The 23,270-nt window shown below is 38.7% G+C and carries 17 protein-coding genes and 1 pseudogene; 5 read left to right on the top strand and 13 right to left on the bottom strand.

Features of this window, described 5'->3' with window-relative positions; genetic code table 11:
• Positions 1-266: 266 nt before the first annotated feature.
• From miaB to NXG61_RS09535, 4 genes are read left to right on the top strand one after another with little or no spacing between them, the layout of a single operon-like run.
• Complete coding sequence (gene miaB / locus NXG61_RS09550; RefSeq protein WP_196604607.1) at positions 267-1,598, top strand: tRNA (N6-isopentenyl adenosine(37)-C2)-methylthiotransferase MiaB; 1,332 nt, start codon at positions 267-269, stop codon at positions 1,596-1,598.
• A complete protein-coding gene (gene mutS, locus NXG61_RS09545) occupies positions 1,582-4,194 on the top strand; it encodes a DNA mismatch repair protein MutS (protein ID WP_231038581.1) in 2,613 nt (870 codons plus the stop codon). The genes miaB and mutS overlap by 17 nt, the downstream gene beginning before the upstream one ends.
• Positions 4,191-6,074, top strand: a complete 1,884-nt coding sequence (mutL, locus tag NXG61_RS09540) for a DNA mismatch repair endonuclease MutL (RefSeq protein WP_196604606.1) — start codon at positions 4,191-4,193, stop codon at positions 6,072-6,074. The genes mutS and mutL overlap by 4 nt, the downstream gene beginning before the upstream one ends.
• Positions 6,075-6,119: 45 nt before the next feature.
• The gene (locus NXG61_RS09535) at positions 6,120-6,908 is read left to right on the top strand and encodes a class I SAM-dependent methyltransferase (RefSeq protein WP_307223449.1); all 789 of its coding nucleotides are present in this window, start codon (positions 6,120-6,122) and stop codon (positions 6,906-6,908) included.
• 70 nt (positions 6,909-6,978) lie between these two features.
• Here NXG61_RS09535 and NXG61_RS09530 read toward each other — a convergent pair whose 3' ends face one another.
• The 13 genes and pseudogenes from NXG61_RS09530 to NXG61_RS09470 form a co-directional block, all read right to left on the bottom strand.
• A complete protein-coding gene (locus NXG61_RS09530; RefSeq protein ID WP_307223447.1) occupies positions 6,979-8,865 on the bottom strand; it encodes a glutamine synthetase in 1,887 nt (628 codons plus the stop codon).
• A 327-nt stretch (positions 8,866-9,192) separates the two neighbouring features.
• Positions 9,193-10,527 carry an MATE family efflux transporter gene (locus NXG61_RS09525; RefSeq protein WP_307223445.1) on the bottom strand — a complete coding sequence of 445 codons (1,335 nt, stop codon included), beginning with the start codon at positions 10,525-10,527 and terminating at the stop codon, positions 9,193-9,195.
• Between the two features lie 129 nt (positions 10,528-10,656).
• Positions 10,657-10,941 (bottom strand): annotated as a pseudogene (locus tag NXG61_RS09520) (TSUP family transporter); the annotation flags it as partial.
• A 656-nt stretch (positions 10,942-11,597) separates the two neighbouring features.
• Entirely contained in the window at positions 11,598-12,524 is a 927-nt protein-coding gene (locus NXG61_RS09515) for a sensor domain-containing diguanylate cyclase (protein WP_307223443.1), read from the bottom strand.
• Positions 12,525-12,645: 121 nt separating this feature from the next.
• A complete protein-coding gene (locus NXG61_RS09510) occupies positions 12,646-13,701 on the bottom strand; it encodes an IS30 family transposase (protein ID WP_432748913.1) in 1,056 nt (351 codons plus the stop codon).
• 260 nt (positions 13,702-13,961) lie between these two features.
• Positions 13,962-14,216 (bottom strand): hypothetical protein, encoded by a 255-nt coding sequence (locus tag NXG61_RS09505; protein ID WP_307225331.1) that lies wholly within the window; start codon positions 14,214-14,216, stop codon positions 13,962-13,964.
• Between the two features lie 525 nt (positions 14,217-14,741).
• Complete coding sequence (locus tag NXG61_RS09500; RefSeq protein WP_307225332.1) at positions 14,742-16,655, bottom strand: BglG family transcription antiterminator; 1,914 nt, start codon at positions 16,653-16,655, stop codon at positions 14,742-14,744.
• 89 nt (positions 16,656-16,744) lie between these two features.
• A complete protein-coding gene (locus NXG61_RS09495; protein WP_307225333.1) occupies positions 16,745-18,199 on the bottom strand; it encodes a xylulokinase in 1,455 nt (484 codons plus the stop codon).
• Positions 18,199-19,248 (bottom strand): zinc-dependent alcohol dehydrogenase, encoded by a 1,050-nt coding sequence (locus NXG61_RS09490; RefSeq protein WP_307225334.1) that lies wholly within the window; start codon positions 19,246-19,248, stop codon positions 18,199-18,201. Before NXG61_RS09490 ends, NXG61_RS09495 begins: the two co-directional genes overlap by 1 nt.
• A gap of 40 nt (positions 19,249-19,288) precedes the next feature.
• A complete protein-coding gene (locus NXG61_RS09485) occupies positions 19,289-20,128 on the bottom strand; it encodes a PTS system mannose/fructose/sorbose family transporter subunit IID (protein WP_432748912.1) in 840 nt (279 codons plus the stop codon).
• Positions 20,125-20,913 carry a PTS mannose/fructose/sorbose/N-acetylgalactosamine transporter subunit IIC gene (locus tag NXG61_RS09480; RefSeq protein WP_307225336.1) on the bottom strand — a complete coding sequence of 263 codons (789 nt, stop codon included), beginning with the start codon at positions 20,911-20,913 and terminating at the stop codon, positions 20,125-20,127. Before NXG61_RS09480 ends, NXG61_RS09485 begins: the two co-directional genes overlap by 4 nt.
• Positions 20,914-20,955: 42 nt before the next feature.
• Complete coding sequence (locus NXG61_RS09475; RefSeq protein ID WP_307225337.1) at positions 20,956-21,438, bottom strand: PTS sugar transporter subunit IIB; 483 nt, start codon at positions 21,436-21,438, stop codon at positions 20,956-20,958.
• Positions 21,435-21,866: a PTS sugar transporter subunit IIA gene (locus NXG61_RS09470; RefSeq protein WP_307225338.1), complete on the bottom strand. Its 432-nt coding sequence runs from the start codon at positions 21,864-21,866 to the stop codon at positions 21,435-21,437. Before NXG61_RS09470 ends, NXG61_RS09475 begins: the two co-directional genes overlap by 4 nt.
• A 369-nt stretch (positions 21,867-22,235) precedes the next feature.
• On the opposite strand from NXG61_RS09470, the gene NXG61_RS09465 reads away from it, so the two are divergent.
• Entirely contained in the window at positions 22,236-23,078 is an 843-nt protein-coding gene (locus NXG61_RS09465; protein WP_307225339.1) for a class II aldolase, read from the top strand.
• Positions 23,079-23,270: the final 192 nt, after the last annotated feature.

Here is a 23,270-nt window from a genome sequence, read left to right as displayed (position 1 = left end):
AAAGTGGTAATTCAGCAGATATTTTAAGGTACTCGCAGCAAACGCACCTCTCTCTGAAAAATATCACCGCTTAATCATGTCTTTCGCATATCTGATTACTGTATTATTTGATTGTTGATTATAGCACCTGCATATATTGATGTCAATTCATAATCAAAAATTTTCAACGAACGTGCATTTTTTATATATTGCATTCCATATAATATCTAGTTTATAATAATATATTACGAAGAAATTAAAGTAAGAACCTGCAGGGGTAATAATTAATGATACACTATAAATATATGATCTTAACTTACGGCTGTCAAATGAATGAAAGCGATTCGCAAAGGATGGGAACACAGCTCGAAATACTGGGCTATGAAAAGACACTAGTCTTAGATGAAGCCGATGTAATACTACTCAATACCTGCTGCGTCAGAGAAAGCGCAGAAAATAAAATATACGGAAAAATCGGCGAAATAAAGCATTTAAAACAGGCTAAACACGAACTTATTTTCGGTATAGTCGGCTGCATGGCACAAAAAGAAGGTGAAGCCTTATTCAAAAGAGCGCCGCATATAGATTTCGTTTTAGGCACAAATAATATTCATGAACTTAACAATATCATAAACGATATCAAGCTGTCCCGCCACCATATGACCAAGCTGGCACCAGCCGACGGCGGTATACCTCAGGAAGTTTTACCGCCTTCCGGAAATTCACTTTCGGTATGGATCCCTATTATGTACGGCTGCAATAATTTTTGTACCTACTGCATTGTTCCTTATGTAAGAGGCCGGGAACACAGCCGCCCAATGCATTCTATAATAGAAGAAACGAAAAAATACAGTGCTGATGGTGTGAAAGAAATAACACTGCTGGGGCAGAATGTCAATTCATACGGTAAGGATATGCCCGAAGGTGATTTTGCCGACCTTTTATATGAACTGGATAAAATCGACGGCATAGAACGAATCCGTTACATGACTTCTCACCCGCGTGATTTAAATGATAAAGTGATTGAAACCATAAAAAACAGCCGGCATATCTGCACTCACTTCCACCTTCCTGTTCAATATGGCAGCGACCGTATCTTGAAAGCCATGAACAGAGGATATTCTCTTGAATATTATCGAAAGCTCGCAGAAAAGGTACGCAAGGCTATACCCGAATGCAGTCTCACGACAGACCTTATAATCGGTTTTCCCGGAGAAACAGATGCAGACTTTGAACAAATGCTCACTTTTCTCAGGCAGATGCGTTATGATGCGGCATATACCTTTTTATATTCCAAAAGATCCGGCACACCGGCAGCCACTATGGACAATCAGGTGTCCGACTCCGTGAAAAAGAATCGTTTGAATCAGCTTATGTCAATTCAGAACGAAATCAGTCTGCAAATAAACGAAGCTTTTATAAATAAGACTGTTCAGGTCATGGTCGAGGGACCGAGCAGAACTGATGCGTCGGTCTATACAGGCCGTACTTCCACAAATAAAATCGTTCTTTGGCAAAAGAATGGAACAGAAAAGGCTGGAGATATCCTCAATGTACGGATCACGCATCCACAAACTTGGATATTAAAAGGTGAGGCACAATATGCTAAAGAAAAATAATGAACGACTCAGCAGCCAGGAAATAACACCAATGATGCAGCAATATTATGAAATGAAAGGACAGTCAGGTGAAGCCATTCTATTTTTTCGGCTTGGTGATTTTTACGAAATGTTTGATGAGGATGCACAGACCGCTTCAAGAGAATTGGAACTTACTCTGACAGCCAGAAGTAAAATACCTATGTGCGGCATTCCTTATCACGCTGCCGAAAGTTATATAAACAGACTTATCAATAAAGGCTATAAGGTTGCCATCTGCGAACAAATCGGTGATCCTAAAGCTAAAGGCCTTACCAAAAGAGAAATCATAAAAATAATCACCCCGGGAACAGTTATGGATGAGTCGGCCCTGCCCGGACTGCAGAATAATTATATTGTTCTTATTCACGAAAGTGAGAATATACTTATTTTGTCCGGAGCTGATATATCAACGGGTGAATGCTTTTACAGTGTCTATGAAGGTCCTGATCGCTGCCAGACACTGTGCGATGAACTTTATCGGCTGATGATGGCTGAATTGCTTATTATAAGCGGGTTGTCCTGTGCAGAAAAAATTCTTGAATTTTTAAATCTGCATATTCCTAAATGTGTTGTAACTAAAATTGCTGCTGTGTCTGCAGCCGTGGACGACCGCATCACTGAACATTTTGCTGCACCTGACCGTCCCGCCAAAACCATTGCTTCTGCCGCTATCGCTTCATTACTTGATTACCTGCATGCGGCGGCAAAAACAGATCTCAGTCACTTGAACCATCTCACATACCTTGACGCCTCTGCCAATCTGGTCATTGATACCTACACCCTGCGAAATTTAGAAATAACACATAATCTCCACGACGGCGGCAAAAGCGGCACTTTGTTTTCTGTATTGGATTTTACCGGTACTGCAATGGGAAGCCGCAAGCTTTCAAAATGGCTGGAATATCCATTGCTTGACAGGTATAAAATTGAACAGCGTCTTGATGCCGTGGAGGAACTGTCCAAGGATTTTTCACGCAGAGAACAGCTCTCTCTTCTGTTGAAATCCATATATGATTTTGAAAGATTACTTACCCGCGTAGAGGTCGGCTCAGCAAATGCCCGAGATATGCTGGCCTTAAAAAAATCGCTCTATACACTGCCTGAACTGAAGGATTCTCTGCACGGCAGCACCGCTGCCTTTTTACAATCAATAGATAAAAATATAAAAACCTATAGTGAATTGGTTGATTTGCTTGAAAAATCCATTGACGATAATCCCGGTTTTCTTTTGCGGGACGGCGGCATAATAAAGGACGGTTTTGACGAAGAACTCGATGAATATCGGCATCTGGCCTCAGACAGCCAGACATTGCTTCAGCAGATGGAAAATGAACAGAAGCAGCAAACCGGCATAAAATCTTTGAAAATAAGCTATAATAAGGTTTTCGGTTATTTCATCGAGATACGCAAGAGCAATCTGGAGCAGGTCCCGGCTGATTATATACGCAAACAGACTTTAGTAAATACAGAAAGATACATAACTCCGGAGTTAAAAGAATTTGAAACAAAAATACTCGGTGCACAAGAGAAGATTCTTCAAATAGAATACAGACTGTTCGCGGAAATACGTGAAGAAGTAAAAAAGCACGTGTCAAGTATTCAAACGACTGCGCAGAATATAGCCTGTCTTGATGTCATAACGTCGTTTGCCGCGGCAGCCGCCGCTTACAATTATATACGGCCGACTTTAAATGGCAGAGGCGGCATATCGATAAAAGACGGCCGTCATCCGCTTATCGAGCGCATCTTAACACGAGAGCTCTTTGTTCCAAATGATACTATGCTTGACAATGGCGAAAACGAAATCCTCATCATAACCGGCCCCAATATGGCCGGGAAATCCACATATATGCGCCAGACAGCACTCCTGACGTTAATGGCCCAAGCAGGAAGTTTCATTCCTGCCAGAGAGGCTGTTATATCTCCCGTCGACAGAATATTCACCCGTATAGGTGCCAGTGATGATCTGGCGAGCGGTCAAAGTACGTTTATGGTTGAAATGAACGAGGTAGCTCACATTTTAAAATACGCTACAAAAAACAGTCTCATTATTCTCGATGAAATAGGCAGAGGGACCAGCACCTTCGACGGAATGAGCATTGCCCGCGCAGTAATCGAGTATATACGTGATAAAGTAAACGCTAAAACGCTCTTTGCCACTCATTATCATGAACTCACAGACCTGGCCGATGAAAAACATGTCAAAAATTATTGTGTGGCCGTGAAAGAAAAGGGCAGCAAGGTTTCGTTCCTGCGGCGGATAATCAGCGGCAGTGCAGACAAATCTTACGGCATCCATGTCGCTAAACTGGCCGGACTGCCTAAGGCAGTTACTGATCGGGCAGAAAAAATATTGGTCGGCCTTGAAGCTGCGGATACCAGAAAAAAATTTCAAGCGGTAAATGACAACCCTCCAAAAAAAAACTCGGCACCGCCCGTTATGGACACACTGTTTGCTTCTGCCCTGAACACGGAGCTGCTGAATATTGACATAACTACCATGACTCCGTTAGAGGCAATGAATATACTTTATAAACTGCAGCAGCAGGCAAGAAGGGAGACCGGAAAATTATGAGCAGTATCCATGTGCTTGACGAAAATACTATAAATAAAATAGCGGCCGGTGAAGTTGTTGAACGCCCTTCCTCCGTTGTCAAAGAGCTCATGGAAAATTCAATTGACGCCGGTGCCAGCAAGATCGACGTAGAGATAATGGCAGGCGGAACAAGTTTTATAAGAATAACAGATAATGGCAGAGCCATGACCCGCGAAGATGTTCAGGTTGCCATTCTTCGGCATGCAACAAGTAAAATCACCGCAGTTGGCGATCTTGAAAAGATAGCCACACTTGGTTTTCGCGGAGAAGCCCTTCCTTCAATAGCTGCCGTTTCCAGATTCTCCATTCTTACGCGAAGAGCACAGGATGAGCTCGGCACCAGTGTTAAAATCATCGGGGGAAAACTTGAAGATATCGGAGAAGCGGGATGCGGAATAGGTACGACAATAAAGGTAGAGGATCTTTTTTTCAATACTCCCGCCAGAAAAAAATTCTTAAAAACCACCTCCACCGAAACAAATAAAATAAATGATTATGTTATCAAGCTGGCTTTTTCCAATCCCCAAATAGCCGTAAAACTCATCAGCAACAATAAAATCACCGTCATTACTCCCGGAACAGGCTCACTAAAAGATACGATCACAGGCATATACGGCAGAACCGTCGGTCAGGAACTGCTTACGCTTGGCTTTAATGACGAAGACGTAAAAATAACAGGTTATATAAGCAAACCGGCTGTCATAAGGAGCAGCCGGACGTGGCAGACTTTTATAGTCAACGGCAGAATAATCACCAGCCGGATGATAAGCCGCGCGATAGACAATGCTTATCATTCTTTATTGCCAAAATCTGGTTATCCCTTAGCAGTCCTTAATATTGAGGTCGCCAAAAACACTATAGACATAAATGTTCATCCGCAAAAAATCGAACTAAAATTTGCCGATGAGGGCCGGCTGTTTAAAGCTGTCTATAAAACAATACTTGATGCTGTCCGTCCCGCTCAAAGTGATGATGCAAAGACACTTGACGCCTTTGCCGCACCTGCAGATTTTATCCGTCCCCGCTATGAAGAGCCCATGCTGCATAGCGTATCCGCGCCCAACAGCGAAACTCCAGAAACTTCATCTGCATTAATGATCCATGAAACTAATCACAGCGGTGGTCTGCATTCCGAAGACACATCTTTTCTGCGAGAAGCTGACGCAGATGATTTCAAAATGGCAAAAGAACAAATTTATGCTATGAAAAACACTGCCGTCATCTCACAGAATATGCAAAATGAAAATATTCTTGCTGATACCCAAACCGATCCGCAGCTTTCTGCTGCCAGAGAACTTTTTCCGCTTGGTCAGATTGATCTGTGCTACATCATAGCACAGGGAGAAGACGGTATGTATATAATAGATCAGCATGCCGCGCACGAACGAATACTCTATGACAGATTTGGCCTTGCAAAGGATCGCATTGTTTCTCAGCAGCTCTTGGTACATCTTCTTTTGAATCTTTCTTCTGCAGAATACGATCTGCTGGAAGAAAACAGGGAAATTCTGTACAAATTGGGATTTAATGCCGAATCATCAGGCCCGCAGCAATTCAGACTTATGGAGATACCGGCAGATATCCCTATGGATGAGGCTGAAAACACAATACGAGACATACTTGCTTCATTAAATGAAATGCACACACCCACACCGCAGGAAATACGGCATGCCTGTCTGGCAACAGCAGCATGCAGAGCAGCTATCAAAGCAGGTGACAAATTGACCTTGCAGCAAATGAAAATAATTCTCGACGAATTGGCTCATACCAGACTGCCCTATACCTGTCCGCACGGCAGACCCACAACCATTAAATTTGAGCATCGTGATCTAGCGAAAATGTTCAAACGAATACAATAATATTTTCCCTGGGAAAATACGTCCACAAGGTGCTATATAACATTTATGAATAATTTTTTTATCACTACCGGCCGTCGAACAGACGGAAACTGTATAGTCAAAGCTCATTCTCTTGCCGAAAAATATAATATGCATTTTATTTATCGGAACAATGAACCGTTGGCGCAAATAAAAAAAAGACACGACTGTCAAACAGTCATTATCGTAAAAAAAGAACGAATAAGCATTGTCACATCTTCCGGTGAACTTTTTTTTCATCCCAATATGGCACAATTGCGAATAAAAAGACTTCTGAAAAATGAAAAGGACAATATGCTCACGGCAATGGCTCTCAAAAAGGGAATGTCCGTGCTTGACTGCACATTGGGGTTCGCCGCTGATGCGCTTATCAGTGCATTCAAAAGCGGTACTCTCGTTATAGGTCTTGAAGCCGATCCTCTTTTAGCTCTCATTGCAGAGGAAGGACTCCGTGCAGCTGATTTTTCTGTAAAAGAATTGACAAAAGCTGCACATAATATAAAAGTAATAAATGTAAATCATGAAGAATATTTACAAAAACTGCCCGATAAAAGCATTGATGTAGTTTATTTTGATCCTATGTTCCGCCACCCTCTTATGGACAGTCTCAGTCTCACTCCCTTGCGTATTTTAGCCGATACAGCACCTGTAACAAAAAAAAGCATAGATGAAGCCTGCCGTATTGCTAAACATCGGGTCGTACTGAAAGAAAACAGCAAAAGCAATGAATTTGATCGACTTGGGTTTTCTTCCATTTGCGGTGGCCGATACAGTCCTGTCCACTACGGAATTATTGAAATAGGAAAGTATGTATAATAAACAAAGCCTCCTCATTCCTGATTTATTGAGAAGAACAGGAAATGCGGAGGCTTTTTATGTTAAATCATTAAATCATATTCATTTTGTAATCAGAATAAAGAGATTTTAATTCTTCCATCTTATCATACATTTCGATCTGAAGACCTGATGCTGTAGCAAAATCATTTTCATTCAACGCCTTGATCAAAAGAGTGAACAATGATTTTTCATCAATGCTGTCTTTTGCCAGATAGCAGCGAATACCGTTGATCTTATTCCAATTATAAGCATCCTGATCCGTTACGAAAGTCGATGCAATTTCCTTACATGCACTGACAATAACACGATTTTCCGGAATTATACGGCTGATAATTTCCGTTTTCCAACGTATAAGCTCACCGGAAACAAATGCATCAATGATCTGATCACGCAATGCCCCGCCAGCAGTAACCACAGCACGTTTTTCCGGGAAATTCTTCAGAGCCTGCAGATTTTCCCATACAGTAGCAGGTGGAATAGAGAACAAATGATCGCGTTCTTCCTGTGTATAATCTTCAAAAACATCATCTTCACTGCGATAAGCACGATCTTTTTCGAGATATCCCGCAACAGTGCCTGCTTCCTTGGAAAGTTCATCAAGAAGCTCGTCTGTTGTTTTATTGATAGAATATTTTACACCGTCAAGTATAGCAGAGTAAATAGCAGCCAAGGCAACATAAGTATTGGTGTAAGGATTACATGCGCGCAATTCGAAACGAGTTGCCATAGGACTTTTTATATCACGTACAAGACCTGCAAGAATGGTACGATTACGGGAAGGCACTTCAGGCTTATGACCCAGTGAAGTAACAATACATATAGGTGCTTCAAATCCCGGTTTCAAACGATTAAGAGAATCATTTGTGGAAGAAACGAAAGGATTAATGACTTCATAATTTTTAAGCAGCCCCATAATGGCACCATAACCAACGGAACTCATGAAATCCTTTGTCATTTCTTTAGGAGAAAAGAGATTTATGACCTTGCCGCTTTTCAGCTTAGCAGCCATCCCAATATGAGTATGTTCACCATTACCGGCAAGACCGATCATCGGTTTAGCCTTGAAATTGACTTCAAGTCCGTTAGCACGGAAAACTTCTTTTACAAGTGTCCGGACGAACAATTCATTATCTGCCGCTTGGACAGCATTAGCAAATTTCCAATCTATTTCTATCTGTTCGCAGACATGGTTCATATTACCGGAAGCATCCATATGCCCCTTCATGCCGCCAACTTCTTTATGTCCCATTTCAGGTTCCAGACCGTAAGCCTGCATCGCGAGGATCGTCTGTTCCAGTGCAGAACGAACAGCACCGCGCGTACGCTGCCAATACTGTTCCTGCATGACCTGTGATGCACTCATTTCAGGAATATCAGCTTCAGCCAACGGTGTTTTAACCCAGAACTCAAGTTCGGTAGCTGATGTGAAAATAATATCTTCAACATCACTGCCCTTGATGTGTTCCAGCCCGGAAACGACTTCTTTTTTAGCGAATAAGCCCAGTAACTCTTTTTTGACAAACGCAAGCGTATCCGTCAAAACAGCTCGTGAATCGACTCTTTTATCTTCGTGAATAAGGAATGAAGGTATGCGGAGTGTGCCGATAGGCTTTTCAAGTTCTTCATCAAAATTTTCCATATTATAGTCAATAAACCAATTAACCGCAGAATCAACCGGCATATCAACCTTAGCGTTATTCAATGTTGCAATATTAGTCAGAACAACAGAAGAACCATCTGTTTGAACAGCAGAACCTTCATAGAATTTGTCTATATCCTCTAAAAAAACCTGCATAGGGATTTTTTCGTCTGTATCGTTACCTGCCAAATCAATACCGACTAATGAAACAAATTTGATTTCAGGGTGTTCTTTCAATTTGCTAAGAATGTCCTCTTTTGTAGAATTCGCGGGGATAACGAAAAGTAAATCGTCCATAAGAAAACCACCTTTAAATTTAAAAATTAAGCAATAAAAAAACCATATGAATATATATCAATCCTGCACTACCCGTGAAGAAATGAAATTATCATATGGCGCCATTGCCTTGTTAACATCTTTACGATACATATATTAGCATATATACATAACTTTGTCTAGCATTTTATAGTAGTTTTTGAAAGTATTCAGCTAAAAATCATAAAAATATAAGAAAAAAGAGCAAATATATTAATTATCTTAGAAAAATAGTCCTGTTGTCCCCATAAATATTAAAATAAGTTCAGATGCTTAACATAACTTGTCCTCCGGCTTAATATATTTAGATCAAATAAGATGCCTGTTTTTCCATTTTCCGCTGTGCCAGCGATATATAAAAATCAAGGCTCTGATACATTCATCACAGGCCATGCCTATCCATATGCCTACTAATCCCATCTGCATGACAATACCTAAAAAATATGCCATACCGACAGCAATACTCCACATGCATATAATACCGACGATCACAGGTGTACGAATATCTCCGGCGGCCTGTAAGGAGGCTACCATAACTATATTGACGCCGCGTCCCAATTCAAGAAAAATTTCTACAAATAAAATCGCATGCCCCAATGCCAAGATATCGCGGTCACTTGTAAAAGCGCGCAATATATAATCACTGCCTGTATAAAACACAATGGTCATCACCAGACATATAAAAACCGAAAGAGTAGCCGTGTACCAGACTTTTCGGCCTACCTCCTTCGATCTGCCGGCACCTATCAGATAGCCGACAATGATCTGCGCGGCAGAAGACAAAGCTATAGAATAAATATAGCAAAACGTTGCCAGGATATAAACATACACTTTAGTATTTATAACAGCCAGTCCGAACATATTGACCATCTTCATGATAGTCATCTGTGACAACTGATATGACAGCGTTTCTCCTCCGGAAGGAATACCAATGGAAAGCACTTGTTTTAGGGTTTTCCAGGGGAAAGGATGCAGATACCGCCATGACATTTTGACATTGAGATATCGGCGAAATATATAGAACAATAATACCAATCCCAAAAATTTACTGCAGTTTGTGGAAATGGATACACCGAAAACTCCTAAAGCGGGAATAGGACCAATGCCAAAAATGAGAACAGAATTGCTGAGGATGTGGAAAACATTTATGAAAAGGGATATAAGCATAGTAGTTTTCGTCCATGAATGTCCTCTGAAGCAGGCAACAAGAGAAAAATACAGACCTTGAAAGACTATTCCGCCTGCCACTATGCTGAAATACAAATTGGTTTCTTCCATAATTGCTTCCGGCACTTGCAGCCATTGAAAAAGCTGCTCGCGAAAAAGGAGCAGAAAAAAACTGGCCGTCAAACTGAAAACACCATTAAAAGCAAAGGAAACCGTACATATTTCCTCAATTTTTTGTTTATTTTTAGCACCGAAATATTGGGCTATAAGGATAGTTGTGGCCGTACTGATTACGGTAAGCAGCAAAATTATCACATTCATAACTTGATTTGCATTAGCCACAGCCGCAACAGAAGCCTGAGAGTAATGGCTGATCATGAACTGATCGACATTACCGATCATCATTTGCAGAAATACTTCAACAAAGATCGGCCAACTCATTTTTAGTATGGATGGTGTAAATATATTTTTTGTCATATTATTATAGATATTCCTTTGGCATGAAAATTTAGCAGCTTGTTCCCCTAATTGAAGCGGGTATCGAAATAATATTGTCCTATACGTCAAAGAAACCGCATGAAATTTTACTTTCACACGGCTGAAAAATCAATAACTTATATAATAATAAATGAATTTCAAACCCATTATCAGGATAACATAAGCAGTATATTTAGTCAAAGACGCAGCCTTTAATATTAAGGAAAACTTTACACCAAACTGCGCACCAAGCACAGCTCCCACACCTGTAAAAATCGCAGGCCCCCAAAGAATATGCCCAAGCAATGCATGTGATAACATTCCGCTGAGAGCAGAAATAGCTAAAATACATGTAGATGTGGCCACTGCTGTATGTATAGGAAATTTTAGAATATAGATCATAAACGGAACGAAAGGTAATCCTCCTTGTTATTTTATAGGTTCAAAATTAACCGTTTTAACATGTACCGAAAGTTTTTTCATTTCTTTAAAAAACACTATATCTGAAAGCTTGCTCTTTGTTCCCTGGATATAATTTTTTTCAGTTATTTCCTGAAGACTTTGTTTTATTATCGGCAAATTTGAAGAGTCAATTAACCAAAGACCGCTAAAATTCAATCATAGCATGACGATGCAGATCAATAAATTCATAAGTATCCTTTTTTTTATTCACAGCATTTCCTCCCAGAAAAAAACGCTGCCTGCACTACCCCCAGGATAGTATAAGCAGCGCTGCTTTGTGTATTAATAGTTATGCTCTGACACACTCAATCGCTCAACCACTAAAAGAACAGGCTTTATTAAAAATAATAGCATATATTAATACAATATATCTGTCAATAAAAGCAGAAGTAATAATCGAAATTATACTGTATACATAAAATCAAACTCCGAAGATGTTCTTAATTTTCTGCTCGCAAATAAAACCTTCAAGCTGATTTTATATTGCATCGGCTTGAAGGCGTATATAACTATTAGAGAGCAGTCAACTATCTACTCAATATTAAAAAAATCTGATACTGGTTTTTTAATCAATTCCAAGGCTTTAATTGCTTCAACACATTATTCTGCTATTCATATAAGCATTCAACTCTGTTTCGTCCATTACTCTTTGCCATATACATAGCCTTATCGGCATCTTTTTTAATATCAGATATTGTTTTATGATATGGTTTATTAGCTGAAACGCCAATACTGACAGTAACGCGAACAACTATATTCTCTGTCCTAAACTCTGATTTCTCAATGCACGTTCGTATTTTTTCTGCCAAAACGACTGCACCATAACAATTAGTATTTGGTAAGTAGACCGCGATTTCCTCACCGCCCACTCTCCCCACGATATCACTTTTTCGGCAATTTTTAACTATAGATTCTGCCACTTTCCTTAAAACCATATCGCCAACCGAGTGCCCATATGTGTCATTTACCTTTTTAAAATAATCTATATCAATAAACATGACAGAAAATGATTGCATTTCCCGTAGTGCTACCTTTATCAATTTATTACATACTTCTCTAAAAGCATTCTTGTTAAGCAGCTTTGTTAATCCATCGCGCGAAACCATTACTTTTAATTGTTCATTCAGTTTGGCCAAGCGATATTCCGCGTTCTTATTTTCGCTTATATCTGTTAATACCGCTAACTCTGCAAATGCAAAACCGGAGATATTTCGTAAAGGAACTACTACTACTTTATATATTCTGCCATTAAGCGTCAATTCATGCGCAGGCATGTTTTTCCCCTGATCAAAAAGTTCAAAATCACGCTTAATATTTTCACGCACTTTTTCGTTCAAATCCGTGATTTCAGATTCAACTAAACTATCCTTTTTGGATGTGGCATTACAGTCTACCAGGAATTGGCCATTAGATATGCAATTTCCCTTTCTATCAATTAACACCACAGTAACTGGAATAGTTTCAATCAACTGCTTAAGTGTGATAAACTCTCCGCCGACTTCAATAAAATTTTTCTCATTTTTACAGTATTTCATAGTTAACTCCAATATGCAAATTTTATTGTCAGATAGCTATAATATATATAATATTAATTATTCTTTAAATAATCGTAAATTGCAATAGCAAATTGAACACTTTGGTAAAATGCCGATGATCTCAGGCAATATAAAGTTTATCGAGAAAAGCGTCGAACAATTCTTCCGGTGTCTGGTAGGCAAGTCGCTTGCGCGGACGGCTATTCAATTCATCGGCAAAGTGTAATATATCTTCATAAGTATATTTCTCAATCGAAACGCCCTTTGGAATATATTGACGCAAGAAGCCGTTGTGCCGTTCATTTACTGGTCGCTCCCAAGAGGAGTAAGGATGTGCATAATAAACACTGGAACCCCAGGCTTCAATCTTGGAAAATTCCTCGAATTCAGAGCCATTATCGGTTGTAATGGTTTTGAAAACAGAACTGAAACGCTCACCATATTCAGCGTGTAGTTCTTTCATCGCAGCCATGACAGACTCACTGTTTTTACCAGGAATGCGAATAGCCAGGTAATTGTTTGTAACACGCTCAATCAGAGTTAAAACAGCAGCTTCTCTGACTTTTTTTCTGCCAATCACCGTGTCAGCTTCCCAATGGCCGAATTCCGTGCGTAAATCTACGATGTCAGGACGTTCGTCAATGCTGCGACCTTTCAGACGTTTATGCTTTCGGGTTCCTTTTTTGTTTTGCTTTCGCTTTAGAATTTCAGGCAGCTCGAACAGCGATAGCGGCAAATTACCAGCAGCCATTTCGTTATATAGGGTCTTCGTGCATACCATTTCTTTATCAGCAAAGAGCTGGTGCAGGCGCGCATGACCGACGCAAGCGTCTAACGACCACTTTTTTGCCCTGACTTGCGCAACCACCCACTTAACAAAATCTGAGCAATGTGTGATATAATGCGGCCTTTTGCACTTCATTCGATTCATTTCATATACTGCAAGACCTCGTTTGGCGCTGTACTCCGGTGCACGTCCTCTATGGCTTTTGCGCAGCGGTGTACCGCGGCGCAATTCATACATGATAGTACTTGGCGAACAGTTGATTTCTCGGGCGATTGCCCGCAGAGAGTATCCTTGCTTGTTTAGTTGCTGGATCGCTCCGCGTTCTTCCCGTCCCAAGTGCTGACCACGTTTTCGTTCAGGGAATACTGTGATATAATTATGGCAGTCCATAGTGATTGTCTCCTCTTTGGTTAATGGTGCTGTGAGAACTCCATTTTACCATTTAAAGGAAAGTCACTGTGGACTTTTTGCAACTGTTCATTTTCATTTTACAATCAACCTTCTTTAAATAATAACCTTTTACTATTATTTAGTCAAACCCTTTTTCACTTAAGTTAAATTCCTGCATTAATGAAGACTTTCCTTTATAATTTCATTCCTTATATCTGTTGATAATATCCATACTTTCAATACCTGTGTTTCTTATATCTTCATTCGAATAGATTACTTTTCGTATCGGCATTATTCAAGCAGGGTTCCCATTGTCCATATACTGAATAATTATTTCTTGAAGCATCAAAGGTTTCATACTCAGAGTTTACTGCATTACCCGTCAATAAATTAGTCCGTTCCAAATTTATTTTATCGTATTTTTCTTCTAAATAATCCGCACCAGGGCTTCCGCCCCCTAAATCAATATCTTTGACCGCGTGTTCCCATACTATTGCCGTCAAAATCGTAATCAAGATAAACTATCTGGCAGTATATTTAAGTGCTTCTTGAAGATTACCGGCACTCGTTGCCACAAGCTGCTTTGCTGTCAGCATTTCTGTATCTGCTGGAATACCTATATTTCTTTCATCAATTCAAATTAATATATTACCCAAAACAAAAAGACCGCCCCACAGAAAAGCAGTCTTTTAGACACAATAAAAACGGACTTTAAGTAACTGTCGGATAAGCAATTCTGCTGACTCCAGTTCATTGCTAAATCAGCCTTCTCAGATTTTTCCAATGGCATATTTGATATCGCTTCCTGTTGCAGCGACATGACCGTGCCGGATTTTACGGATTTTTCTGAAATCTTTCTTATTTTATAACGGCATAAAATAAGAATCAATGTTTATTATAAATAATGTCGCGTCAAATGCATGAATTTGAATTCTAATAATAAATTGCATAGAAAAAATTTTTATTCAAATAAAACTCCATTATGATAATATAATTTTAATGTAAATACCTTAAAAATCTTTACTATCCGGAAATGCTAGCTAAAACTTGCTTTTCAGTACATTAGCTATGCATTGTAAAAATTCTTCAAAATTACCTTTAACAACTGCTTCATCTACCCAATTTTTTTCTAAAAGGATATGCGACAGCAGATCCCATAGTTGGAAAGAACCAAGATTATTTTTTCCCACATGCAACAGCATAATAACATTTACCTTATGTCCTTCTTCATCCCATATAACCGGTTCTTCTGTTATTCCAACAGAAATAAAAGTATCTGAAGAAATTGTCCTTATAGGATGAGGAATCGCTACTGCCTGACTGAAAAAAGTACTTCCTATATTTTCCCGTTCTAAAACGGCTTCATAAATACCCTCAATCTCATATTTATCAGCGGATTTAGCTGATAAGAGCTTTATGATATCATCCTTAGTCATACCATTAACATTAAAAAATAAATCCTTTTGGAAAATATCTATTACATCATCGACATTTTTAAAACCATCCATCAACAGCTTAATATTACGATGGTCTTTTTCTGTCACAAAGGTATCAATCAGCATAGCTAATCCTTTTTCATAAAAATCATTTTTTTCCGTAGTCAAAAAAACATCATATTCATCAAGGAGTTGTTCAGTGATTTGATTTGCCTGTAAAAAGTCTAATTGCCCAATTTCTGCCGCAAACCATTTACGTAACATTGAGCGTAAAAGTACCGTCATACTTTGTTTCATTGCAGAGATAATTAATATTCTTATGTTTTGTTTTTTCTGCTTTAATTCCAGCATACTGCCATAAAAATGAGCCGCAATTAATGATATTTCACTTTCATTAGCCTTTACTGCATATTTTTGTTGCAGCAAATAACTAAAATAAGTAGCAATATCATAGCCTAACGGAAAATTTTCTTTTACCGTACTTAAAGATTCGTTTTGTATCTGCATATCATATTTCAAACGAATAATTAATGGTATGCAATGTAAACCCATGGATAATTTTAAACCGATATTGTTAGTAAAATCTACACCATAATTTTGCCTTATGCCCACAAAGGTTTCATTGATAAAATCGTCAATCTCCTGTGAAATTATTTCTTTATTTTTGCAGATTTCCTGTCCCTTAAGGTATAGGCCAAAAAATTCAACCTCTTCTCGCGGAATATTGCATAAAAAACGCTGTTTCAGGTTATCAAAAATCTGTTGAGAAATCATCATTTCCTTATCCAGTTCATCAGTAATTTCCAGTTCGTTTTCCTTTATAAAGAATTGGCGCTGAATACGGTGCATCATAATATTCACTGTGAGTACCGCGTTGTTGAAATCTATATCAGAAATATAATACTGCCTGTCAGTAAATACCCTTAAAAGTATGTCCTTGATATACGCTATCCGTTGCATGTCAATGCAGTCGTCTTCTTGATCCTGTCCCTGTACATGTGCCAAATATAAAGCATTTTCCGCCAAACAGCGTCGTTTATTTACTTCAAAACCTGCTATTTTCAGTCTATTATTTTCCCGAATAAGCCGAAGATTAAATTCTTCAAGATTTTCCTGAGCTATCTTAATGTCACCAACCAATGTACTGTGAGAAATATGCAATTCATCCTCAAGATCATACATAGAAGTTGTTCTTATTGTACTTAGCAGTAAGAAAACTATTTTACTGACTCGGTTCATTGGATAGTCGAGATTATCACAGTTATATTGTACATATAGTGCATTTACCCAATCAGAAAATGCATCCTGATCATGAATTTTTAAATAACTGCCTTTTGCTTTTTGTGATTCAATGCTGGCATATTTATTTTGAGCGAATTCATCCTTTATTATCTTTAAATCACCTTGCATGGTTCTGAGGCTTGTATTTTTTTGCTTTGCCAGATATGCCGCAGTAAAGTATTTGCCCGAATTTTCGTATATATCCAGAATGATTTCTATCTGTCTCTGATTAAGCAACTATATCATTCCCTTCATCATCGTTTCATTGTAACATAAACCAGGCCATTGAAAAACACCTCAACAGCCTAGGCACAATTAACTTTTATTCAGAAGACATTTTCGATAGCTTCATATATTTTGAGGTATTTATTATATTTTTGCCGGTACCATTCTGATAGTTTCTTTTCTGGATAAATTATTTCTGCCGCTGCATCATTGCTGTGCTTCGGTAATTTTTCCATTGCTAAAAGAGCCGCTCCGTAGCTGGCTCCGCCCATATCAGGCATTGCCTGAACTGGCATATTTAATACACTAGCCATTATCTGCAGCCAAAGTTTATTCTTCGAGCCGCCGCCGGTGAACCGCAAAGACTGCAACCGCTTCTTAGGGACTGCCATTTTTTCAATCAATTCCCTAGTAGCAAAAGCTATACCTTCCATAATTGCTGCCAGCATATCATCCTTGGTGTCATTCTCACTTAATCCCAAAAAAGCGCCTCGGAGATTCGTATCACCGTATAATGTTTTATCTCCCATAATATGCGGATAAAACAGTAATTGCTTCTGTGCTGATTTTTTTAAGCTTATGCTATTGAAAGCATTGGAGAAATCATTTTCACCAACGATATTTTTCAGCCACCAATTCATGGTCCGGCCACAGGATTGCAGCACACCCTGCACTAAAAAATCTAGTTTTTTGCCATCAACAGAAAATGCTATATTTTTTCCTTTTAATGAAAAATCCAGTTTATCTCGAGTAAATACCAGTACACCTGATGTTCCTAGTGACATTGATGCAAAGCCGTATTCATAAACACCGGTAGCTACAGCCGCCGCTGCATTATCGCCTGTGCCGGCAATTACTTTGACGTCACGGCTGATATGCCATTTATCCGCTAAAGTTTTATGCACGAGTCCCACGATTGCACTGCTGCCATTGATTGTAGGATATTGTTCTTTTCTCAAACCAATTATAATCCGTATTTCTTCTGACCAATTGCCATTATACAAATCATAAAGCGAAGAGGTTGATGCCTCGCAATAATCTGTTCCTTTATAACCGGTAAGATAATAAACCATATAATCGGGACCGATAAGAAATTTATCCAATCTAGCGAAATTTTCCGGCTCACATTTTTTCAGCCAGTAGATATTTAATGCTGGACTTCCCGAGGAAATGATGTCAGCAATGTGAGCTGCTTTTTGCTGCTTTTTGATTTTTTCTTTTAAATTAATCAATAATTTAACAGCCCGGGTATCATTCCACATAATGGCTGGTCGTATATTTTTTCCTGCCATGTCTAAAAAGCATGTAGTATGCATCTGACCAGTAATGCCAATGCAAATAATGGATTTCATCTCTGCCGGTGCAATTGCTCCAAGCTTTTTCATGACTGTATTCAAAGCCTGGATCCAGACTGACGGATTAATTTCCCGCCAATCGGGATTCGGCATAGCATAATCGTATTCTTCACTAAGCTGAATTGTTATATTACCACTCTCATCAACTATGGTAAGCTTTAAAGAAGATGTTCCCATGTCTATACCGATGTAATATTTCATCAGAATTCACCAAATTTCAAAATCACTTTATACGTATCAGACTGTGAAGCTAAGGCAATTGCTTTACCAAAGTCTTTGTAAGGAATAATATCTTCAATAAGCTCAGCTGGGTTAATGATTTTTTTGCTAATAAGGAGAACGGCCTGATAATAAGCATCTATTGTCGGGCTTACGGCACCAGTAATAGTCTTCTGGAAGGAGTGTACTGCCCCCATATCAACTTCAACCGGTTTATTGGGATGGATCGAACTAAACATTACTGCTGTACCACCAGGGATAGTAAGTTCTACGGCCTGCTTTGCAATCGCCGGAATTGCAGTTGTATTAAATACAACATTAGCGCCATGTCCTCCGGTAAGTTCCTTTACCCTGCTGACAATATCATCATTAATAGAATCAAATGCATAATCACAACCAAGTTTAAGTGCTTTTTTCCGACGTTCTGCCATTGGTTCACTAAGGATTACTCTGGCGCCTTTAAGTTTAGCCAGCATTACATGCAGTAACCCCATTGTCCCGCCGCCTATAACCAAAACGTCATCGCCAAATTTAATGTTGGTATGATTTACACTATTCACTGCACACGCCAATGGTTCAGTGAAAACCATATCAGCAAAATCAGCATCATCAGGAAAGACAACTACATCTTCAGCCTTAGCATTAATATATTCGGCAAAACCACAATACCCGGATAATCCGCCAGGATTTTGAAAAGTTTTAGTAAGCGGTAAATTTTCACATATATTTTCTTGTTTACTTTTACAAAAACAACATTCTTTGCAATCATCGATAATATACTGTACTGCTTTCTGGCCAATCGCAAAGTGATTTTTGTTTACTTCTTTTCCCATAGACACAATTGTACCGCAATATTCATGTCCGCCAATACGCGGATAACTGTAATTGCATTCACCTTTAAAGTCACGCACATCATTAGTACAGATCCCCGAGGCATAAATCTTAATTAATACCTCATTATCACCAATTTCCGGAGTATCAATTTCCTTAACAACAAATTTACCCGGTTTTTCTAAAATAACTGCTTTCATATATATTACACTCCCATCTAGTTGAAGCTGAATTTGTAAATTAGTAAGTAAGAATCCCTAAACCGCCTAATACAATACTGATTACAATAATTAGACCGATAATTTTGATCGAAGTCCAACGCTTTTTCAACAGGTAAAAAATCCCCATAGTTGATGCCAATGGCAAAATACTTGGCATTACGGTATCAAGGAAATCTTTCTGCATACTATATACAGAAGTTTCACTCGGTATTTCTATGCCGCAATTTACCTTAACATAGTTGACTATCAAACCGCCCATAACCATACACCCCATTACAGAAGCGCCTTTTAGAATTTTATTGATAGTACCATTTTCCAAAAAGTCCATTACCGCATTACTGCCAGCCCTGTAGCCGAACATAAAATTTTTATAACTAATTGTATAGGCAGCAGCTACTATAACAACAGCATAAACTATAGAACCCCAGAAATTTCCACTTCCGGCGTGGGTCATATCAATACAGAGAGCTAACAAAATTGGAATGACTACCCCCTGCCAAATAGTATCGCCGACACCAGCCAGAGGCCCCATAAGAGATGTCTTAAGGTTACGAATTAAATCGTTAGGGATATCATTACCCTTGGCTTTCTCTTCTTCCAAAGCAATAATCATACCTAAAATACAGGCACCAAATTCAATGTGTACGTTGAAGAATTCAATTTCACGTTTCATGAGTTCTTTACGTTTTTCCGGGCTGTCACCATAGAGACATTTAACGATGGGCACAAACATATGAGCAACAACCTGGCCCATCATACGTTCATAGTTGTAACAGGTCTGCGGGAAGGTTTCCCATATAAACCAAGCCTTTTTCAGGGCACCAGTGGTAACCAATTTATCATTTGTATTTAAACTCATAGGTCATCATCCTCCTCATCATCATTTACCGTTACAGCGGTTTTGGCATTAGCCTCGGTTACCTGAACATAAACTACAGCTGTCAGGAGGGCAATAATCCCCAAGGTCAAAAGGCTGAGATGTGAATATACTGCTAAAATGAAGCCAATGAACAAAAATACTTTAGCTTCACCTTTGTAAATATACATAAGTGTAATAGCAATTCCGAGTGCCGGCATAATACCGCCGATTACTTGGAAAATTCTTAAAATAGTACCGCTTAATAAGTCAAGAATACCCTGAATATAAGATGCACCGAAATATGCTGCTAAAGCACAGGGAATAACTGTTGCTGCGAAGCAAAGCATCTGAGGAAACAATACGTTGGCACGCCAAATTTTATCATATTCGCCATTTTCAATATAGTTATCGGCCATATGAACAAAGATAGAGTCAAAGGTCATACGCCCATACCACACAATAGTGCCAAGAATGCCAATTGGCACCGCAATAGCAAGTGACGTTGCAGTATCAAGACCGCCGGCAATAGCATAAGTAGTACCAAGTACACCAGCTAATCCCATATCAGCCGGCATAGAACCGCCTGCAGACATAAACCCAAGATATACGAGATTGATTGCACCGCCAACAACGGCCCCTTGTACTGGATCACCTAAAATAATACCAGCAATAAAACCACAAACCAGTGGTCTTTGAAGTGACCACAAACCAACAAAAGGTAAGTTACCAACGGCTAACCAATAAGTTATACCCAATAATACAGCCTGTAAAATAGTAATATCCATTTTGCTTCCCTCCGAAAAATATTATTATTTTTGATCTGCCTGTTATTTGACAAAATCATTTGTTTCAATGATTTGTTGTTCCGGAACAAGTTGATAATAAACTCTGATGTTTTTACTCAGCATATCCTTTATAGATTCGATTTCATCAGCATCACAGGCAACATTTTTTATGAAGGTTTTACGTTCATCTCTAAGCCCCATACCACCAAGATTTACTTCCTTAATGCTGGTAATACCGGCATCGTACAGTCTGTTAAAGGTAATCGGTGTTTTGGCAAGTAACATGATCTTTTCATCTGTCTTTGGGTCAGCCTGCAGTTTTTCTGCTGCTGTTGCTACATCCCAGACTAAAATCTTCACACCTGCAGGTGCCAATGCTTTAAGTACACGTTTATTGAATGCATCCGCTGCAACACCGTCATCAATTACGACAATTCTATTTATACTTAATGATGGTGTCCAAACAGAAACTACCTCCCCATGAATTAAACGGTCATCTACTCTGGCTAAAGTTATCTGTTTCATAATATTTCATCCTCCGTATCATCACTTTCTTCGGTCAAAAGTCTTCTGGCATCCTGTACTGTATTGAAAAACTCCACCAGCATTTTATCACATATATCTGCAGCACCCGTTCCCCTTGATCTTTCCAAAATAGCCAATACCAGTAAAGGAATATTAATCCCTGTTACATGATAAAAATCATAATTTTTCATTAATTTGATGGCAGCATTAAAAGGTGAACCATGGAAAATATCTGATAATATTAGCACTTCTTCATTAGCTTCTCTTGAGGTTATTAATTCCTGTTCTATTTTTTTCTCTAGAACTTCTCTGTCTTCTTCAGGATAAAGTCCATATGCCTTCAGGTTTTTCTGCCTACCCGCCAACATTTGCACACTGTTTATTATCCCCTTTGCGAAATCGCCGTGTGAAATTACAACTATCTTCATCCAATACTCTCCCTTCATATTTTTTTTTGCTCATGTTAGCTTATCTATATGTTACCATATCAATTTATGAACACAAATAAACTAATTACGCATATAATGCGCAAATATCATTCTATAATCTGCAGATAATGGTAGTTCATTTTGCGTAAATAATACGCAAATACTAATGCACTTCTGCGTAAAATATTGCGCAAATCAATTGTAGCCGACTTGTCTCCCCTTCATAAAGATATATGCAGAAACAATAAATTCTACATTCTTTTCCTTTGTTATACTTAAGCCATAGTCAAAGCAGGTTAAGCCTGGCAATGGCATCGACTCATAAAATTGTCCATTAAAACTTTATATTTGGAAAAGGAGCAATGTATTATGAAACTTGTAAATGGTTATGACCTGATGAAATATGCACAGACGAGAAATCTGGTACTGCCAGCATTTAACACTACAAACATGGAAATGACTTTCGCCATTGCGAAAGGCTTAAATGATGCACAACTCCCCGGCTATATCCAAATTTCTTCTAATAATTTACGATTATCCGATCCTGAAACAATCGTATTCTTAGCTCGCAAGGCTGCTGTTAAATACGATATACCTATCGGACTTCATTTGGACCATGGCAAATCTTATGCTGATGTAAAAGCCTGTGTTAACGCCGGCTTTACATCTATTATGATTGATGCTTCACATTTACTGTTTGAAGAAAATATAGCCGCAGTAAAAAAAGCTGTTCAGTACTGTCATTTTTATGATATACCGGTAGAAGCTGAACTCGGTGCTATTGGCGGTAAGGAAGATGATATGGCAAGTGAATCTGACTGCAAAACAGATCCTGATATGGTTTTAGATTTTGTGGAACGTACCGGATGTGATACCCTCGCTGTAGCTGTAGGTAACGTTCACGGTTTAGAGGCCAAGCCCAAAATTGATATTTCTTTATTAGAAAAAATATCCAAAATTTCTCCTGTTCCACTGGTCATGCATGGTGGTTCTGGTATACCATTTGACATAATCCGTGAAGCTGTAAAACATAACCTTATCAAGATCAACTATGGTGCAGACCTCCGCCGGGCATTTGTTACTACTTTCGGACAGGCTTATGAAAAAAATAATATGGAAACTGACATTATTGATCTCAGTTTATCTGGTGTAAAAAATGTAGCTGCCGTAGCCGAAAATCTTGTAAAAACCATCAACGATATTCCCATTTAAAAACTTTGTTTGATTATATGAAACTTATCCGGCTAACAAAAACAGGACTTTATAAATTTTTCAAGCATGATAAAACAGTTATATACTAAGAAAATAAACACCACTAACAATACTGAAGATATATTTAGACTGTAACAGATTATGTATATTTCGTAAGCGATCAATTAAACAGTGTATATAAAAAATACCGCT

Origin of the sequence: Pectinatus haikarae, from assembly GCF_050916305.1 — a bacterium.
Taxonomy (GTDB): domain Bacteria; phylum Bacillota; class Negativicutes; order Selenomonadales; family Selenomonadaceae; genus Pectinatus; species Pectinatus haikarae.
Note: the sequence above shows the minus strand (reverse complement) of the source record. Positions and strands in the feature narration are given on the sequence as shown.

Bases quoted from the DNA above. Each gene is read 5' to 3' on its own strand.
- NXG61_RS09495 (WP_307225333.1), bottom strand. From the start codon at position 18,199: ATGAAATATTACATCGGTATAGACATGGGAACATCTTCTTTAAAGCTT.
- NXG61_RS09475 (WP_307225337.1), bottom strand. From the start codon at position 21,438: ATGAAACAGATAACTTTAGCCAGAGTAGATGACCGTTTAATTCATGGG.
- NXG61_RS09490 (WP_307225334.1), bottom strand. From the start codon at position 19,248: ATGAAAGCAGTTATTTTAGAAAAACCGGGTAAATTTGTTGTTAAGGAA.
- mutL (WP_196604606.1), top strand. From the start codon at position 4,191: ATGAGCAGTATCCATGTGCTTGACGAAAATACTATAAATAAAATAGCG.
- NXG61_RS09525 (WP_307223445.1), bottom strand. From the start codon at position 10,527: ATGACAAAAAATATATTTACACCATCCATACTAAAAATGAGTTGGCCG.
- NXG61_RS09485 (WP_432748912.1), bottom strand. From the start codon at position 20,128: ATGAGTTTAAATACAAATGATAAATTGGTTACCACTGGTGCCCTGAAA.
- NXG61_RS09480 (WP_307225336.1), bottom strand. From the start codon at position 20,913: ATGGATATTACTATTTTACAGGCTGTATTATTGGGTATAACTTATTGG.
- NXG61_RS09465 (WP_307225339.1), top strand. From the start codon at position 22,236: ATGAAACTTGTAAATGGTTATGACCTGATGAAATATGCACAGACGAGA.
- NXG61_RS09530 (WP_307223447.1), bottom strand. From the start codon at position 8,865: ATGGACGATTTACTTTTCGTTATCCCCGCGAATTCTACAAAAGAGGAC.
- miaB (WP_196604607.1), top strand. From the start codon at position 267: ATGATACACTATAAATATATGATCTTAACTTACGGCTGTCAAATGAAT.
- mutS (WP_231038581.1), top strand. From the start codon at position 1,582: ATGCTAAAGAAAAATAATGAACGACTCAGCAGCCAGGAAATAACACCA.
- NXG61_RS09535 (WP_307223449.1), top strand. From the start codon at position 6,120: ATGAATAATTTTTTTATCACTACCGGCCGTCGAACAGACGGAAACTGT.
- NXG61_RS09470 (WP_307225338.1), bottom strand. From the start codon at position 21,866: ATGAAGATAGTTGTAATTTCACACGGCGATTTCGCAAAGGGGATAATA.
- NXG61_RS09515 (WP_307223443.1), bottom strand. From the start codon at position 12,524: ATGAAATACTGTAAAAATGAGAAAAATTTTATTGAAGTCGGCGGAGAG.
- NXG61_RS09510 (WP_432748913.1), bottom strand. From the start codon at position 13,701: ATGGACTGCCATAATTATATCACAGTATTCCCTGAACGAAAACGTGGT.